Consider the following 15,784-nt stretch of genomic DNA (forward strand, 5'->3'; position numbering starts at 1 on the left):
CTCCAACTCTGCTTGTATCATGGCCACTTGCGGTGCGGAGACACTGCCGACTGGCTATCGGAGGACGTATGCGCGACGGGGCAAAACCCGATTTCCGCACCATCGACACGGCCACCCCCAGCGTGGCGCGGATGTACGACTGGTTGCTCGGCGGCATCGACCACTACGAGGCCGACCGGGTGGCGTGCGCGGACCTGTTGGAGATCGTTCCCGACTCACAGGCGCTGGCGCTCAACAACCGGGACTTCCTCCGGCGCGTGGTGCGGTACCTCGCCGAGGAGCACGGCATGCGGCAGTTCATCGACCACGGGTCCGGGCTGCCCACCATGGACAACGTCCACGAGGTCGCCCAGCGCGTCGACCCGAGCTGCCGGGTCGTCTACATCGACAGCGACCCCATCGTGCTCGCGCACGGCCGGTCCAAGCTCGACCGCAACGACCGGACGGCCGTCCTCAGCGCCGACATGCGGGACGTGGAGTCCACCTTCGCCCACCCCGACGTCAAGCGGCTGATCCGGCCCGACGAGCCGACGGCGGCCCTGTTCGTGTCGGTGCTGCACTGCATCAAGGACCACGAGGTGCTGCCCCTGCTCGACCAGGTCAAGCAGCGACTGGTGCCGGGTTCCCTCTTCGTCATCTGCCAGTTGGTGAGCGACCGCGCCGACGTCCGCGACCGGGTCACCGACCTGATGAGGGAGGCCACCCACGACACCTGGGGCCGGGTACGCACCAAGGAGGACGTCGTCTCCTACTTCGAGCACCTCGGCTTGGACGTCGTGGAGCCCGGCCTGATGAACGTCACCGGGTGGCGCGCGGTGTCCGACGTCGTGCCCCGCCAGCGCACGCAGGACTGGGAGGAGTGGGGCGGCGTCGGCATCGTGCGCTGACGCTCCTGGCGCACGGTCCCCGACCCGCGGAGGAACGGTGGGCGGCTACGCCTCGGCGGCGCCGCTCCCGTCCCTCAGTCCCGCGTACTTCTCGACGTAGTCGTCCAGCATCTTCTGGCTCTGTCGACGGGTGAGGGCGCCGCCTCGGGCGTGCAGCAGCCGCTCCCGCGTCCCCTCCACGTGTGCCTGCGAGGTGAGGTACACGGCCTTGTCGATGGTCTCGAAGTAGACCAGTTCCCTGGGACCGCCGTCGTCGTACACCAGGTGCGTCACCGGCTGGCGCGGTGCCAGCAGGCTGCCCCCGACGAACGGGTGGACGCGGAGGATGACCCGGGGGCCGCCGGCCACCTCCCGCAGGCGCTTCATCTGCTCGTGCATGACCGCGTAGTCGCCGACGACCTGACACAGCGCCGTCTCGCCGATGATGACCTCGAGGTCGCCTTCGGTGCGCTGCTCGAAGGCTTCCCAGCGCCAGAGTCGCTGCCGGACATGCCAGTTGACCGTCACCTCGTCGTGGGCGGCCTTCTCCGCCTCCAACTCGCTGCGGACCAGGACCCGTGCGTACGCGGGGGTCTGGAGCAACCCGGGGACGACGTTGCGCTCGAAGGTCGTGATGGAGCGGGCGTTCTCCTCCACCAGGATGAGCCGCTCCAGCCACTTCGGGGTGAGGTCGCTGATAGTGGTCTGGCCGTGCGCCTCACGGATCTTTCGGAACAACCCGGCGACGTGCTCCTGCTGTTCGGTGGAAGCGCGATAGTGCCGCAGCAGGTCCCGCAGGTCCCGTTCCTTGACCGGTGACTGGCCTCGTTCCAACCTGCTGAGTTTGGCCACGGACGCGCTGATCTCCTGGGCGTCCGTGGCCTCCTCCAACGTCATCCCCCGCTCCTGCCGTAGCTGCCGCAGCGCGGCGCCGAGCAGCCGGTCCGGGCCCTCGGCCGCGGCGGAGTGCCGCAAGGGCGTAACGGGGGCTATGGGCTGCGGTTCATGAGGTGATTCGGCGGACACGGAGGCTCCTCACAAGGACCCAAACAGGTGTCATGAGCAGGGATAAGCCAGTATTACAGCATCCCGCCCAGACGTCCGCCGAACTACCCTTCCAGCTAGTTGACTTCAGCCACAGAGGCCGTCAAACTCACCCTCCTTCGCGCCGGCCAGGAAGGCCCGGACCTCAGCCGCGGTGAAAATCAGCGCCGGCCCGGACGCGTCACGCGAATTGCGCATCGCCACGCCCCCGTCGGGGAGTCCGGCAACTTCGACGCAGTTGCCCACGCCCTCGCTCGCGCTGCTCTTGAACCAGTCGACGCCCGCGATCTCGTCCGCACCCACGCCGTTGCGGAATTCCATGCCCGACCCCTCTCACATGACCGGATCTCGCACACGGAGATCCGACCCCTTTGCATATGGCCTCCTACTTCTTTCCCGTATGCAAGGAGCCAATAACCCGAATGCAAAAGCGAGCCGGAGCGTCCGAGCATGAAGTGTCGCGAAGAAGCACACAGGGAATCACCAGAATTCACTTCCGTCACAGCCTGCGACACGGCTCCCGAACGACTCGGTGCGGGACGTGGCTCTCGCGCGCGTGGACACGAGCCCGGGACCGGTTGGCCGCGGCTCAGTACGCCGACGCCACGACGACCGAGGACACGGCGACGTGGATCATCGACGGTCGATTCGCGCTGCTGGAACGGCTCGACAGCGGGGGCGGGGCGCGTCTGGCTCGTCTGGCTCGTCTGGCAAGCGCGGGACACGGAGCCGCGCCGGAAGGTGGCGCTCAAGGAGGTGCGTCCGCCCGATCCCCGGTACGCCGAGGACGCGAACCGCGGCGCGGCGGTCCCGCGGGAGCGCGTGGTGCGCGAGGCCAGGGCCCTGGCGCGGTCGCGGCGTCCGCACGTGGCGACCGTCTTCCCCGTCGTCACCGGTCGGGAGGGCGGCTTCCCGTGGCCGGTCACGGGGTGGGTGCCGGGTGGACTCACGCGCGGACCGGCTTGACCGCTCCCCCTCACCCCGTCGAGGCCGCACGGTTGAGCCGGGGCCGCTCCCGGGGCTGGCCGCCGCACATACGGCGGGCATCGTGCGCCGCGACCTCAAGCCGGCCAACGTGGCGAGGCGCGAGGGTCGCAGCCCGGTCCTCACGGACTTCGGGATGGCGAGGCTGACCGGGATGACCAGCACCGGCACCCTCATCGGCGCATCCGATTACATGGCCCCCGAACGGGTCCGCGACGACTACGGCAACGCGTCGCTGACCGGCAACGTCAGGGGCCAGGTCACCGAACGCCGCCCCCGCACCACGGCGAGCGGGGCGACGAACGGCGGGTTGGGGGTGGTGGGAGGTCTCGGCGAGCCCATCGCTCGGGGCTCGCCCGGGAGCCGCCGCCCCGGTGACGTCAGGGTGAGGGCTTGCGCGCGAACACCCAACGGTTGCCCTCCAGCGCGTCGTTCGGCTCGGGCAGTGGGCCGCGTCCGTGTTCGCGGGTGAAGTCGAAGGGGGTACGCACGGTGGTGGACCACCCCCTCCCCGCGAGATCGCCCACGGAGTCGGGGCGTGGCTGGTCGTCGAACAACGTGAGGAGGTCGATGCCGATCTGCTGCCGTGTCGACGCGTAGAGCGGGCTGTCGCGGTACGCCCACAGGTCCCGCTCCAGCTTCACCTCGAAGGCCAGCGCGCTTCCCGCCGGGCTCAGCCGGTCCATCGCGCCGATCAGAGAGGTCTCCACCTCGCTCGGCAGGTAGAAGAGCAGCCCCTCGGCCAGCCAGACGGTGGGTGCGGCCGGGTCGAAGCCGGCGTCGATGAGCGCGCCGACCCAGTCGGCGCGCAGGTCGAGGGGGATCGGCACGCGTCTCGCCTTCGGCGTTGCCGACAGCCCTCCCAGTACTCGGTGCTTGAACTCCAGGACCCCTTCCCGGTCGATCTCGAAGACCACGCACCCCGCCGGCCAACCGAGTCGGAACGCCCGCGTGTCCAACCCGGCCCCGAGCAGCACCACCTGGCGGGCGCCCCCCGCGTGCGCCGAACGGAGGAGGAAGTCGTCCAGGACGCGCGTCCGCAGGCCGAAGTAGCGCGCGAACCGCCCCCACAGCGGGTCCTTGTCCCCGGCCGGGACCTGCTCCCTGCGCACCGGCCAGCGGGCGGAGGCCGGCGCGGCGAGGACGAAGTGTTCGGCGTACACGTCCCGCGCCAGGCTGTCGGGGCGGTGTGTCTCGATGGCCCGCGCGGCGGCGACCAGCAGGGCGGTCAGCCCGACGCCCCCGTCCACGCCTTCCACGTCCGCGTTTCGTTGTGCCGTGTCCACCATGTGTCCTCCCTTGGCGCGGATAGAGACCAGGAACAGCAGCGGGCAGGCCGACGACCGCCCGGTGGTGGGTGGTCACGGAGGTGGGGGAGGTCTCCCCCGCTCACCGCTCCCCCCTGTTCGGGATCAGGACGGGCTTGACCACGCGGCCCGCGTCGCAGTCCGCCTCGGCCTCGTTGACGTCGGCCAGCGGGTAGGTCCGGATGAGCTGGTCGAAGGGGAACCGGCCGGCCTGCCAGAGCGCGGTCAGCCGCGGGATCAGCAGCGCCGGTACCGCGTCCCCCTCGCAGATGTGGGAGATCCTCCGGCCACGGTCCAGCGTCCCCGGCCCCAGCGGCAGCGTGTCGTGGAGCCGCGCCACCAGGCCGAGGTGGCCGGTCGGCCGCAGGGCGCGCAGCGCGTCGTTGATCAGTCGGGCGTCGCCCGTGGTGTCCAGTGCGTACTGCGCGCCGCCCCCGGTTGACCGCCGGATCTGGGCGGGCAGGTCCGCCGACGCCGCGTGCAGCGGGAGCGCGCCGAGCCGTTCGGCGAGCGCCAGCCGTTCGGGGTGTCGGTCCACGGCTACGGAGACCGCCCCGGCGGAGGTGGCCGCCATCACCGCCGCCAGGCCCACCGCTCCCGCGCCGAAGACCGCGAGGGTGTCGCCGGGCGAGAGGCCGAAGGAGTGGAAGACCGCTCCGGCGCCGGTCAGGAAGCCGCAGCCGAGCGGGCCGAGCAGTTCGATGGGCAGCGAGGGGTCCACCCGGACGGCGTTGCGGGCCGCGACCACCGCGTACCGCGCGAACGAGGACTGGCCGAACCAGCGAGGGGCCAGCACGGTTCCGGTCGCGTCGGTGAACCGCGTGGCGTGCTCCGTGCGCCCGCCGAAGAGGTTCAGCGAGGCGAAGGAGTCGCAGTAGGCGGGGGCCGCCGCCCGGCAACTTCGGCACCGCCCGCAGGAGTCGAAGCTCAGCACCACGTGGTCGCCGACGCTCAGGCCGGTCTCCGCGCCGCCCGTCTCCACCACGGTCCCGGCCCCCTCGTGGCCGAGCACCGCCGGCAGCGGCGAGCGGCCGGCCGACCGCCGGACCGCCAGATCGGTCCGGCACATCCCACATCCCGCGATCTCGACCAGGACCTCGTCCCTGGCCGGGCCCGCGTTCAGGACCACCTCCTCGACGGCGAACGGACTCTCGTACGAGCGCAGTACCGCGGCGTCGAACCTCAACCCGTCGCCTCCGTCGGGCGGTGGATGACGAAGGGTCTGAGGTTCCCGTACAGCCCCCACGGCCCGCCCGGGACACCCACGCCGCTCTCCTTGGTGCCCGCGAAGGGTTGGGCCAGGGAGAGTTCGCCGTGGTGGTTGACCCACGCCGTCCCGCACTCCAACCGGTCGGCCACCGCCTCGGCCCGGTCCAGGTCGGTCCCCCACACGGAGCCACCCAACCCGTAGTCGGTGCCGTTGGCCGCCGCGATGGCCTCGTCGAGGCTGGTGTACGGCAGCACCGGGAGGACCGGGCCGAACTGTTCTTCGGTCACCACCGGGCTGTCCGGTGGGACGTCGGCCAGGATCGTCGGGGCGAAGAAGTGTCCGGATCGTGCCAGCCGCTGGCCGCCGGCCGCGGCTCGGGCGCCGGCGGTCAGGGCCGTGGTCGTGTAGCGCTCGACCCGGTCCAGTTGGGTGGCGTTGTTGACCGGGCCCATCCGCGTGTCGGGGTCGAGGCCGGCGCCGACGACCGTGTTCCGCGCCCGGTGCGCGAGGGCCTCGACCACCTGGGAGTAGAGCCGGGCCGGGGCGTAGACGCGCTTGACCGCCATGCAGACCTGCCCGCAGTTGCGGAACGCCGCCCAGAACAACCGGTCCGCGACGCGCTCCACCTCCACGTCGTCCAGCAGGATGGCGGCGTCGTTGCCGCCCAGCTCCAGGGTGACCCGGGCGAGCGAGGCCGCGGCGCCCCGTGCCACGACCCGCCCGGTGGCGACCGAGCCGGTGAACGTGACGTGGGCGATCCCCGGATGGGCCGCGAGGCGGGCACCGAGCGGTTCGCGGCCGGTGACCACGGTCAACACGTCACGCGGGAGCACGCCGGCCAGCACGGACCCCAGTGCCCGGGTGGCCAGTGGGGTGTACGGAGACGGCTTGAGCACCACCGTGTTGCCGGCCACGAGCGCGGGCGCGAACTTCGCCGAGGCGAGTTGCAGCGGGAAGTTCCACGGCACGATCCCCGCGACGGGCCCGAGCGACCGCCAGCGCACCTCGCTGCGCACCGGCCGCCCGTCGGTGATCGGTTGGGGCTCGGGGACCAGCTCCGCGAAGTACCGGAGCCGGGCCGCCACCCGGGCGACCTCCGCGTACGACTCCGCCAGGGGCTTGCCCTGTTCGCGGGTGAGCAGCGGCGCGAGATCGTCACCGGCGCGCTGCACGGCGTCGGCCGCCGCACGCAACGCGGCGGTACGGGCGGTGGCGTCGGTCCGCCAGCCACGCCACGCCTCGTGGGCGCGGGCCACCACGGCGTCCAACTCCTCCGGCCGCTGGTCGGGCGCCTCGGCGAAGGCTTCGCCCGTCGCCGGGTCGAGGACGGCGAAGTGCTCGCCCCGGGGTCGGGGACCGCGGCGGGCCGCGGTTCTCGGCGTACCCACCCTCAGCTCGTGGCCGCGGTGGCAGCCGCGTGCTCCAGGGCGTGCCGGCGCATCTCGGCCCGGAAGGCGGCCACCAGGTGCGGTCGAATCCGGCCGGCGTTCCGGTCACCCCCCTCGCACACCGCCCCGCGCACCCCCACGATGTCCGTGCCCATGCGGGTGAGGGGGCCGATGTCGCCCACCTTGACGCTGCCGGCCAGCGCCGCGAGCAGGTGGGCCTCGTGGGCCAGTCGCACGAAGTGCGCGCAGCCGTCGGGCGTGACGTGGTCGAACAGTCCCGTCCCGTCCTTCACCGCGGTGTCGAGCATGGCCGCGTCGGCGCCCGAGCGCCGGGCGATGTCGGGCAGCGCGAGCGGGTTGACGCAGCCGATCCGGTGGGCGTCGGCATAGCCCGAGGCGACGACCAACGCGTCGGGCCGGTGGTCCTTGACCGCCCGGACGACCCCCCGCATGACCTCGATGGCCTGCTCGGGCGTGGTGCATCCGTAGAGGCCGACCTTGATGTACGTGGCTCCGGAGACCACGGCGCCGAGCGCCGCCTGAGCCACCGTGCCGGGCTTGTACGGCACGTCACCCACGGTGGCCGACACGGGCTTGCCCGCCGGGACCACGTCGCGGATCGCCCTGATGACCCAGGGGAAGTTCGCCCCGAGCGAGCCCTCGTCGGGCTTCTTCACGTCGACGATGTCGAGGTGTTCCGCCGCCTCCGCACAGTCCTGGGCTTCCTCGACGCTGTCCGGCGAAATCAGAAGTAACAACCTGAACCCCCTCCACACAGGCCCACCCACCAAAAGTGGGCGAGCAAGGCCATGTACGACACCGGCGCACCGCGCATCCTTCTCAGGATTCCGCTCCACCGGCAGGGCGCACGAAGACCAAAGAAAGCACCGCCCCCACCGCCCACGCCCTCCAGCGCACTCCCGTACGCCCCCACAATCCGGCCACGCCCACACCGCTCGGGAGGCCAGCCACCGTGCCTCCGGCACCCGAACCCCCCGGCGCTACAACAGCGTTGTCAGTGGCGGTTGGCAGGATCGGCGGCATGACGGAGACAACCCACGTCACCTTCGGCCAACCGTGAGGCGACCAGCCCCCGCGACGACGCGCGGCGCCGCCCGCGCGCCGGTGGTGTGGGGTGCGCGAGTCGACGGGGGCGCGAGACCGCGGGCAGGTGCGTTCGCGGGTACGTGGGTCCGCACGGCCTGATCGCCGTGCGCCGGGCGACCGGGGGATGCGGCCGGCGCCGCCGGGCGGGGCGGGGGCGCGGCGGGCCGGGCAGGGGCACGGCGAGCCGGCCCGGGTCTCAGACGGTCTCGGAGACCAGCACCGCGGTGGTGCCGGGCTCCAGCGCGCGGAAGATGTGCGGCACGTCGGCGGGGTACGCGATGTAGTCGCCGGGGTGTAGTTCGACGGGCTCCGCGGCCACGCCGACGAGCGCCCGGCCGGTGCTGAGCACCACGTGCTCGACCACGCCGGGCGTGTGTGGGCTGGAGGTGCGCTGGCTGCCGGGTTCGGCGGTGATGGTGTAGAGGTCGCGGCGGGCTCCCGGCGGGCCGACCGCCAGCAACGTGGCCCGGTAGTCGGCGTGTTCGGCGGCGAAGACCGGTCCCTGACCGGCGCGGACCACCCGTACCCGGGGCGTGGGCAGGTCGAGCAGCCGGGAGAAGGGGATGCCGAGCGTGACGCAGATGGACCACAGCGTCTCCAGGCTGGGGTTGCCGGTCCCGGACTCCAGCAGGGAGAGCGTGGACTTGGACAGCCCGGCCCGGCGGGCCACCTCACTGAGCGAGAGGCCGGCGCGGCGACGCTCCTGACGCAGGGCCGGGGCGATGGTCGCCATCAGGGGCACCGGGCCCGAGGCGGGCGGCGGGGCGTCCTGCGGCGGCGGGGCGGGGGGATCTGCTGGCGACATGGGCATCCGTCGAGGTTGACCGGGCAATTCCGAGTGTTCATCATATTCAACATGCGATCGATTTGGCGAACCCTCGATCGGGACCTCCTGCGCGCCATCGTGTTGGCCTGCCTCGCGGTGGGCGCCATCGGCGTCTCCTACGGCGCGGTCTGCGTCACCGAGGGCTTCCCGCTGTGGTTCCCGGCCGTCGCCGCCGTGCTGGTGCTCGCCGCGTCGTCGGAGTTCCTGTTCGTCGGGATGATCGCGGCGGGCGGCAGCCCCGTGGCCGCGACCCTGGTGGCGTTGCTGGCCAACGCCAGACACCTGCCGTACGGGTTGGCGATCCCGCCCCAGGTGATCCAGCCCGGGTGGCGGCGGATCGTGGCCTCGCACCTGATGAACGACGAGAGCGTGGTGCTGGCCCTGGCCCAGCCCGACGTTCCGCGCCAGCGCGGCGCCTACTGGGTGTGCGGCCTCGGCATGCTGATCTGTTGGCCGGCCGGGGCGATGCTCGGGGCGCTGGCCGGGAACCTCATCCACGACACCGAGGCGCTCGGGCTCGACGCGATGTTCCCCGCGATCATCCTGGCGCTGATGTTGCCGGCCCTGCGCGAGCGCGCGATGCGCGGGGCGGTGCTGGCCGGGGCGGCGATCGCGCTGGCCACGACGCCCTTCCTGCCGGCTGGCCTGCCCGTGCTGCTGGCCCTGTTCGCCGTGTTCCTCAACCCGGCCCCCAAGGGGCCCCAGGAGGCGCTGTAGTGCCCTACTCCCCCACGGTGCTGGTGGCGCTCCTAACCCTGGCCGCCGGCACGTTCGTCTTCCGCTTCACCGGTCCGGTGCTGCGCTCCCGCCTGACCTTCCCGCCACGGGCCGAGCACCTGCTGAACACGTCGGCGATGGTGTTGCTGGGTTCGCTCGTGGTGACCGCCACGCTGGCGACCGGCCAGCACGTCGGTGGGGTCGCCCGGCCGATGGGCGTGGTGGTGGGCGGCGTGCTGGCCTGTCGGAAGGCACCGTTCCTGGTGGTGGTGATCGCCGCCGCGGCCGTCACGGCGGTGCTCCGCCTGCTGTCCGTGCCGTGACCCAACGGCGCGCTCAACTCTGGCGCACCGCCTATTGGGCCGGTGCGTATGGAGGCAAGCCGCTGCCCCGGACACCCGTGCCACGCGAGGAGGACATCGCGGCCATCCGCCTGTCCGACAACCGCGGCGATGGGCGGCTGACAGGGGGAACCGTACGGGAGAGACTGCGGCATGGAGTTCTTCTGCTATCACCGTGACCGGCCCGGTTCGCTGCCACTGCGCGAGGAACTGCTGGAAGAGCACTGGTCATACATGGACCGGTACGCGAAGGAGATGATCGCGCGCGGCCCGACCTTCGCCGACGACGGTGACACGCCCACCGGCAGCGTGCACGTAGTCGACCTGCCGGATCCGGCCGCCGCCCGCGCGTTCGCCTTCGACGAGCCCGGCTACCAGGCCGGCGTGTACCAGGACGTACTGCTACGCCGCTGGCGGAACCTGCTGGGACGCACCATGTGGGACTTCCCCGGCGGCCTGGTCGGAGGCGATCGGTACCTGGTCCTCGGCCTCGGCACCGGACAGAGCATCGACGCCACCCCTCTCCCGAACGCCGACGAGCTGATCGCCTACGGGCCACTGCTCTCCGACGACGGCACCACCTGGCTGGGTACGGCGGCGCTGGTCCAGGCGCCGGACCCGGCCGCCGCGCGCGCCACCCTCGCCCCGGGCCACCACGGTCACATCGAGGTCCACGAGTGGCAGTGCGGCGGCAGGCGCTGACCAACCGGAGCGTCGCGGGGCCACGCGGTGCTAGGCCGACAGGTCTCGCGCCGCGTAGTAGGCGCGCAGGGCCGCCTCACTGCCGGAGCCGATGGCGGTGGCGACGCGCTGGTAGCGAGCCGAGCGCAGGTCGCCGGCGATGCTGACGCGGGGGTGTTGGGCGTCGGGCGGGCAGTAGCCACTCGCGTCGCGCACCAGGTCACCGAGGGGCGCGGTGGGGGTGCTGCCGATGCTGAGGAACGCGGCGTCCGCCGGGACGGTGTGGTGCCGGCCATCGCGATCCACCACCTGGGCCACCGGCGCGCCCCCCGCGACAGGTGGCAGGGTGAGGTGACGTACCGGGAGGAGGGTGACGCGGGGGTCGTCGCCGATCTCCTCGACCTTGTAGTCGTCGCTCGCCGGGTACGCCACGAGCAGGCGGGTGCCCACCCTCGGGTGGGCCCGCAGGAACGTGCCGATGGGGCGGTCGCCGCCCAGGACGAGCAGGGTGCGCCCCTCGGCGTCGGCGGCGTCGACCGTCCACAGCGGCGGCAGCCGCAGGTCAGCGGGTGCCGTGAGCCAGGTGACGTCGCGCGGCTGCTGCGGGCCGACGCCGGTGGCGACGACGGCGTGCGGGGCCGAAAGCCGGGCGCCGGAGTCCAACACCACGGTGACCTGGTCGTCGTCGGCACGCAGGTGGGTGACCCGTCGGCCGAGTTCGACGCGGCAGGAGGCGGTGGCGCGCAATTCCGCGGCCAGCGAGTCAGCCAGCGCTGGGCCGCTGGTGTGACCGCCGGGGACGTTGTTCAGCACGGCAATGCGGTGGAGGGTGCCGCACACGGCGTCCGGTTCGACGAGGACCGAGCACAGCCCCACGCTGGCCGCCATCCGCGCGGCGGCGCAACCGGCCGGCCCGCCACCGACGATGACCAGGTCGGTGGCGCTCGTACCGGTCGTCCCCGTGCGGGGCGGCGTGCTGGTCATGTCGTTACTCCTTCAGGAACGCCGCGGTGCTCGACACGAACCGGTCGGCGTCGTCGAGCCAGGGGTAGTGGCCAGCGCCCGGCTGCACCACGAGCCTGGCGTCGGGAAACAGTGCCGCGAACTCGGCCGCCGAGCACGGCGGGCTGTTCAGGTCGAACTCCCCGGCGACCAGCAGAACCGGGACCGGGCAGTCGGCGAGCGCCGCGCGGGTGGAATCCGGTTGGAAGGCGCCGTCGGCGGCGAAGTGGGCGACGGCTTCCTCGTTCGTGGGCTGGCTGGCCGCGTGGTGTCGCCGCGCCGCGGCGTCCCAGCGACCCCAGAAGAAGGGAGCGATCGCCTCCCAGTCGCTGCCGGTGCCATCGGTGATCGCCTCCAGGGCGGCGAACGCTGCCGGAAACCACGGTTCGTGCGCGCGAAGCCGCGCCACCTCGCGTCGCGTCTCCGCCGTGATCGCCAACCCCACGGCGCGCGGGCTGGGCCCGACCAACACGAGCCTGTCGACGTGCTGGGGATACCGAGCCACGTACTGCGTCGCGATGTTCGTACCGGCGGAGTGGCTCAGCAGGTCGACGCGCGGGAGTCCGAGGTGTTCGCGTAGCGCCTCGACGTCATCGACCAGGCGGTCGCAGCGGTAGGACGAGACGTCCTCGGGCAGCGCGGACCCACCGGTGCCGCGCGGGTCCACCATGATGAGCTGACAGTGCTGGGAGAGGCCACCCAGATCGCCGAGGTAGCGCGCGGCTGTGGGACCTCCGGGGAGGCAGACGAGCGGCTCGCCGTCCCCGATCGCGCGGTAGGCGAGTTGGACTCCGTCGGGTGCGGGGAAGGTGGGCATGCCACGGACCCTGTCACCCGTCACCGGGTGGCCACAACCCACCACGGGCGTGGTGCCGCCCGCGGCTCGCGCCGGGCCGGGTCGGTCTCACCGGGCCGGGCCGGCTGCCCGGTGCTACGGCCGGCCGCCCGATGCTCCGGCCGACTGCCCGGAGAGCGCGTCCGCGCGGCTCAGCGCGCGGCGTGCGCGTACTCGCGCAGCTTCGCCGGTCTGAGGCCGGCCGCGTCCGCCGCCGCGAGCACACGCTTGAGGTCGCCTTCCAGTTGCGGGCCCATGTGCAGCAGCACGATGTCCCCACGGTCCAGCTCGGGTATGGGTGGCGTCCAGGAGCCCCAGGTCGTGAGGTCGTGGGTCCAGGTCACCACGGCCTTGGCCCCGCAGGCGGTGGCGGCGGTGCGGGTGTCGTCGTTGTAGTACGGCCACTGGTGGTCCTGGCCGCCGGCCGGGCGGAACAACTGTGGGCTGTCGCCGAAGGCGGACAGCTGCTGGTCACGGGCGCCACAGATCTCCGCCCGCTGCTCGGCCGCGCTCAGCGTGGTCATGTCGCGGTGGCTGACGGTGTGGTTCTCGACGCGGGCGGGGCTGTGGGCGAGCAGGGTGCGGTAGTAGTCCATGTCCCGCTGGTAGGCGCCGGGCAGCAGGAAGAGCGAGGCGGGGACCCGCCGGTCGATCAGCACCTTCCGGGCGCCGGCCGCGGATTCCGTGCCCCAGCCGTCGTCGATCGTGATGAACAGGACCGGGTCCTCGGTGTCGACGTGGGTGTACACGGGCGCGGGTACGGGCGCTGCCACCGCGCCCCCGGCGGCGTCGGCCGCCGGAGCGGCCATCCCCAGGGGCAACAGCAGGGCCGCGAGCGCGGCGAGCGTTCCACGGATTCTCGACATGCCCCACATGATTGGTTCAGACCACAGCACTGTCAATGGAACGCCGCCCCCACGGGTCGCCCCCCGTGCGCCGCCCCGGCAGCCCACCCCCCGCGGCGAGGTCGGCGACCGTGGCACCACCGCCCGTGCACGCGCCGCCCCCCAAACAAGCCAACTACCGCAGCCTTCGAGCAAGTTACGTGAGACAGGGCTCCTCCCCCACCCACGCGGCGCACGCGGCCTCGGCCGCCTTGCGGGAAGCGCTCGCGGGCGGCCAGCCTGTGGCCGGCCCGTTACGCACCCGCGTCGGCCGACGTTGCCAGAGCGCCCGTACTTCTCGAACCCTCATCCGGAGGCCACCGTGTACGCCGCACCGTCCCTCGTGCCAGCCGCCGCCGTCGCCGGCGCGCGCCTCCGACCGACCACCCCGCCACCCTGGCCCGCGTGCGCCGCCGTACTCCGCGCCGAACGGGGCCGGGACACGGCGGCCAGCGCACGGGGGCGCGGCCGTGCGTCCGGACGCACCCCGAGCACCGGGGCCGACGGGGGCCGGGGGTGGCGGGGTTGAAGCGGAAGCGGGAGTCCGCGGGCGGGGTCTCGGCGGCGGAACAGGAGCTGTTCGGCGGCCGGTTGCGCTGGAACCACGCGTACGTCGAGCACGAGGGCGCGCTCGCGCGCACCGGGTTCGGCCAGATGGCCTCGGCGCTGCCGCGCATGATGGCCGTGGTGCTGCGGGCCGGCTGGGCCGCGGACCGGCGGGCGTTGGTCGGGCTCGTGGTGGCCCAGGTGGGGCAGGGCGTCACGGGCGCCACGGGGTTGGTGGCGGTCAACGGGGTCCTCACCCACCTGTTCGCGGACGGCCCCACCCCCGACAAGCTGCGGCAGTCGTTGCCCGCGCTCATCGTGTTGGCGGTGGTGTCGGTCGGCACGGCGCTGCTGGCGGCCTGGTCGACCGCCATGTCCGGCCGCCTCGAACCACAGATCGAGCGGACCGTGTCCACCCAGTACTACCGGGCCGTCACGCGCGTGGAGGTGGCGGCGACCGAGCAACCGGAGATCCAACGACATCTGGAGGCAGGCAAGTTCGGCACGGACTCGGCGCGCCGCATGCTCGGCCTGTCGGTGGGCATCACGGGCGTCCTGATCAGCATGGTGGCCTCGGCCGCCGTGCTGGCCTCGCTGCACTGGGCGCTGCTGCCGATGCTGCTGGCGATCGCCGTCCCCAGGGGCTGGGGGGCGGTCCGTACGGCGCGCCGCGAGTACCTCTCGCGACGGCACTGGGTCGACCACCGGCGCGCGGTGGCCACGCTGTTGCAGTACCTGACGATGCCGCACGCCGCGGGTGAGATCAGGGCGCACGAGGCCGGCACGCTCCTGCTGCGCGGCTACGAGGAGATGTCGCGGCTGATGGAGACCGAGCAGCGGCGGCTGGCCCGGGCACAGGCACACACCGAGTTGGTCGCGGGGGCCTTCTCCGGCCTGGCGTCGCTGGGCTGTTACGGGATGTTGTGGTGGCTGCTGACCAGCGGCGGCCTGCCGCTGGCCGTGGGAGGCACCGCGGTGGTCGCCATCCGCAACTCGACCGCCGGGCTCACCTCGCTGGTGCGCCAGGTCAACCGCATGTACGAGGAGATGTTGCAGTTCAGCGACACCGAGGAGGCCACGCGGTTGGCGGCCGAGCACGCCATCCCGCGCACGGGCGCGCCGCTGCCGTCGCCGGTGCGGGCGGTGCGGGTGGAGAAGGTGTCGTTCACCTACCCGGGCGCCGCCGAGCCCGCGCTCACGGACGTGAGCCTGCGGGTGCGGCCGGGAGAGGTGACCGCGTTGGTGGGGATGAACGGCTCGGGCAAGTCCACGCTGGCCAAGATCCTCGCGGGGCTCGTGCTGCCCACGGAGGGCGCCGTGTGGTGGGAGGGCGTCGACGGGGAACGGGTCGAGCTACGCGACGCCGACCGGGCGCAGGTCTTCCGCTCCGTCGGCCTGTTGGCGCAGGACTTCCCGCAGTGGCAGATGACCGCGGCGGCGAACGTCGCCGTCGGCGCCGGCGACCGCGCCCGCGACATGGCGGAGGTCAGGTCCGCGGCCCGGGCGGCCGACGTGGACTCGCTGGTCGAGGGCCTGGCGCACGGGTGGGACTCGATCGTCTTCAAGGGGTACGAGCGCGGCGTACAGCTCTCGGGCGGTCAGTGGCAGAAGCTCGCCACCGCGCGCAGCCGCTACCGGGACGCGCCGTTCCTGTTGGTCGACGAGCCGACCTCGGCGCTCGATCCGCACGCCGAGATCGAAGCCTTCGAGCGGTTGCGTCAGCTCGCCGACGACGGCACGGCCGTGGTGCTGATCACCCACCGGCTCGCCGCGACCACCACCGCCGACCACATCTACGTCCTCGACGCCGGGCGCGTCGCCGAGGACGGCACCCACGACCAGCTCATGGCCCGGCCCGGGGGCCTGTACCAGCACATGTTCCAACGCCAGGCAGCCCAGTACGGGCACCCGCCCACGCCACCGCACGACCTGCCCACCGCCCGCCGGGCCGGCGCGCCCCACCCCGACGCGGCGGGCTGACCCCGCGTGGGCGCCCCGGCGACGCACCGACCGGGGCGCGGGGCGCGGGCCCACCGCGGTGGAGCG

General features: G+C 72.9%; 16 protein-coding genes. 6 read left to right on the forward strand and 10 right to left on the reverse strand.

The window, feature by feature from the left end; all coding sequences use genetic code 11:
* Window positions 1-68 precede the first annotated feature (68 nt).
* Entirely contained in the window at window positions 69-887 is an 819-nt protein-coding gene (locus H7H31_RS01825; protein WP_187062514.1) for an SAM-dependent methyltransferase, read from the forward strand.
* 45 nt (window positions 888-932) lie between these two features.
* Here H7H31_RS01825 and H7H31_RS01830 read toward each other — a convergent pair whose 3' ends face one another.
* A complete protein-coding gene (locus H7H31_RS01830; protein WP_187062515.1) occupies window positions 933-1,841 on the reverse strand; it encodes a helix-turn-helix domain-containing protein in 909 nt (302 codons plus the stop codon).
* Between the two features lie 156 nt (window positions 1,842-1,997).
* Window positions 1,998-2,231 (reverse strand): DUF397 domain-containing protein, encoded by a 234-nt coding sequence (locus tag H7H31_RS01835; protein ID WP_187062516.1) that lies wholly within the window; start codon window positions 2,229-2,231, stop codon window positions 1,998-2,000.
* Window positions 2,232-2,850: 619 nt separating this feature from the next.
* On the opposite strand from H7H31_RS01835, the gene H7H31_RS34885 reads away from it, so the two are divergent.
* Complete coding sequence (locus tag H7H31_RS34885; RefSeq protein WP_372456060.1) at window positions 2,851-3,366, forward strand: protein kinase domain-containing protein; 516 nt, start codon at window positions 2,851-2,853, stop codon at window positions 3,364-3,366.
* Here the strand turns inward: H7H31_RS34885 and H7H31_RS01845 are convergent.
* From H7H31_RS01845 to H7H31_RS01865, 5 genes are all read right to left on the reverse strand, one after another.
* Entirely contained in the window at window positions 3,275-4,183 is a 909-nt protein-coding gene (locus H7H31_RS01845; RefSeq protein WP_187062518.1) for a class I SAM-dependent methyltransferase, read from the reverse strand. The genes H7H31_RS34885 and H7H31_RS01845 overlap by 92 nt on opposite strands.
* A gap of 100 nt (window positions 4,184-4,283) precedes the next feature.
* Window positions 4,284-5,387, reverse strand: a complete 1,104-nt coding sequence (locus H7H31_RS01850; RefSeq protein ID WP_187062519.1) for an NAD(P)-dependent alcohol dehydrogenase — start codon at window positions 5,385-5,387, stop codon at window positions 4,284-4,286.
* Window positions 5,384-6,799, reverse strand: a complete 1,416-nt coding sequence (locus H7H31_RS01855; protein ID WP_187062520.1) for an aldehyde dehydrogenase family protein — start codon at window positions 6,797-6,799, stop codon at window positions 5,384-5,386. Before H7H31_RS01855 ends, H7H31_RS01850 begins: the two co-directional genes overlap by 4 nt.
* Window positions 6,800-6,801: 2 nt before the next feature.
* Window positions 6,802-7,557 carry a (5-formylfuran-3-yl)methyl phosphate synthase gene (locus H7H31_RS01860; RefSeq protein ID WP_187062521.1) on the reverse strand — a complete coding sequence of 252 codons (756 nt, stop codon included), beginning with the start codon at window positions 7,555-7,557 and terminating at the stop codon, window positions 6,802-6,804.
* A 545-nt stretch (window positions 7,558-8,102) separates the two neighbouring features.
* The gene (locus tag H7H31_RS01865) at window positions 8,103-8,711 is read right to left on the reverse strand and encodes a helix-turn-helix domain-containing protein (RefSeq protein WP_372456061.1); all 609 of its coding nucleotides are present in this window, start codon (window positions 8,709-8,711) and stop codon (window positions 8,103-8,105) included.
* A gap of 51 nt (window positions 8,712-8,762) precedes the next feature.
* Here H7H31_RS01865 and H7H31_RS01870 point away from each other — a divergent pair, with 51 nt between their 5' ends.
* From H7H31_RS01870 to H7H31_RS01880, 3 genes are all read left to right on the forward strand, one after another.
* Window positions 8,763-9,449 carry an AzlC family ABC transporter permease gene (locus H7H31_RS01870; protein ID WP_187060203.1) on the forward strand — a complete coding sequence of 229 codons (687 nt, stop codon included), beginning with the start codon at window positions 8,763-8,765 and terminating at the stop codon, window positions 9,447-9,449.
* Entirely contained in the window at window positions 9,449-9,772 is a 324-nt protein-coding gene (locus H7H31_RS01875; protein WP_187060204.1) for an AzlD domain-containing protein, read from the forward strand. The genes H7H31_RS01870 and H7H31_RS01875 overlap by 1 nt, the downstream gene beginning before the upstream one ends.
* A gap of 171 nt (window positions 9,773-9,943) precedes the next feature.
* Window positions 9,944-10,492 (forward strand): YciI family protein, encoded by a 549-nt coding sequence (locus H7H31_RS01880; RefSeq protein ID WP_187060205.1) that lies wholly within the window; start codon window positions 9,944-9,946, stop codon window positions 10,490-10,492.
* Window positions 10,493-10,522: 30 nt separating this feature from the next.
* Here H7H31_RS01880 and H7H31_RS01885 read toward each other — a convergent pair whose 3' ends face one another.
* The 3 genes from H7H31_RS01885 to H7H31_RS01895 form a co-directional block, all read right to left on the reverse strand.
* Entirely contained in the window at window positions 10,523-11,455 is a 933-nt protein-coding gene (locus H7H31_RS01885; protein ID WP_187060206.1) for an FAD-dependent oxidoreductase, read from the reverse strand.
* A gap of 4 nt (window positions 11,456-11,459) precedes the next feature.
* Entirely contained in the window at window positions 11,460-12,290 is an 831-nt protein-coding gene (locus tag H7H31_RS01890) for an alpha/beta fold hydrolase (protein ID WP_187060207.1), read from the reverse strand.
* A gap of 170 nt (window positions 12,291-12,460) precedes the next feature.
* The gene (locus H7H31_RS01895) at window positions 12,461-13,174 is read right to left on the reverse strand and encodes a polysaccharide deacetylase family protein (RefSeq protein WP_187060208.1); all 714 of its coding nucleotides are present in this window, start codon (window positions 13,172-13,174) and stop codon (window positions 12,461-12,463) included.
* Window positions 13,175-13,717: 543 nt separating this feature from the next.
* On the opposite strand from H7H31_RS01895, the gene H7H31_RS01900 reads away from it, so the two are divergent.
* Entirely contained in the window at window positions 13,718-15,718 is a 2,001-nt protein-coding gene (locus H7H31_RS01900) for an ABC transporter ATP-binding protein (protein WP_232109640.1), read from the forward strand.
* The last annotated feature ends 66 nt before the right edge of the window (window positions 15,719-15,784 follow it).

Source organism: Streptomyces buecherae (genome assembly GCF_014295035.1).
GTDB classification, from domain to species: Bacteria; Actinomycetota; Actinomycetes; order Streptomycetales; family Streptomycetaceae; genus Streptomyces; species Streptomyces youssoufiensis.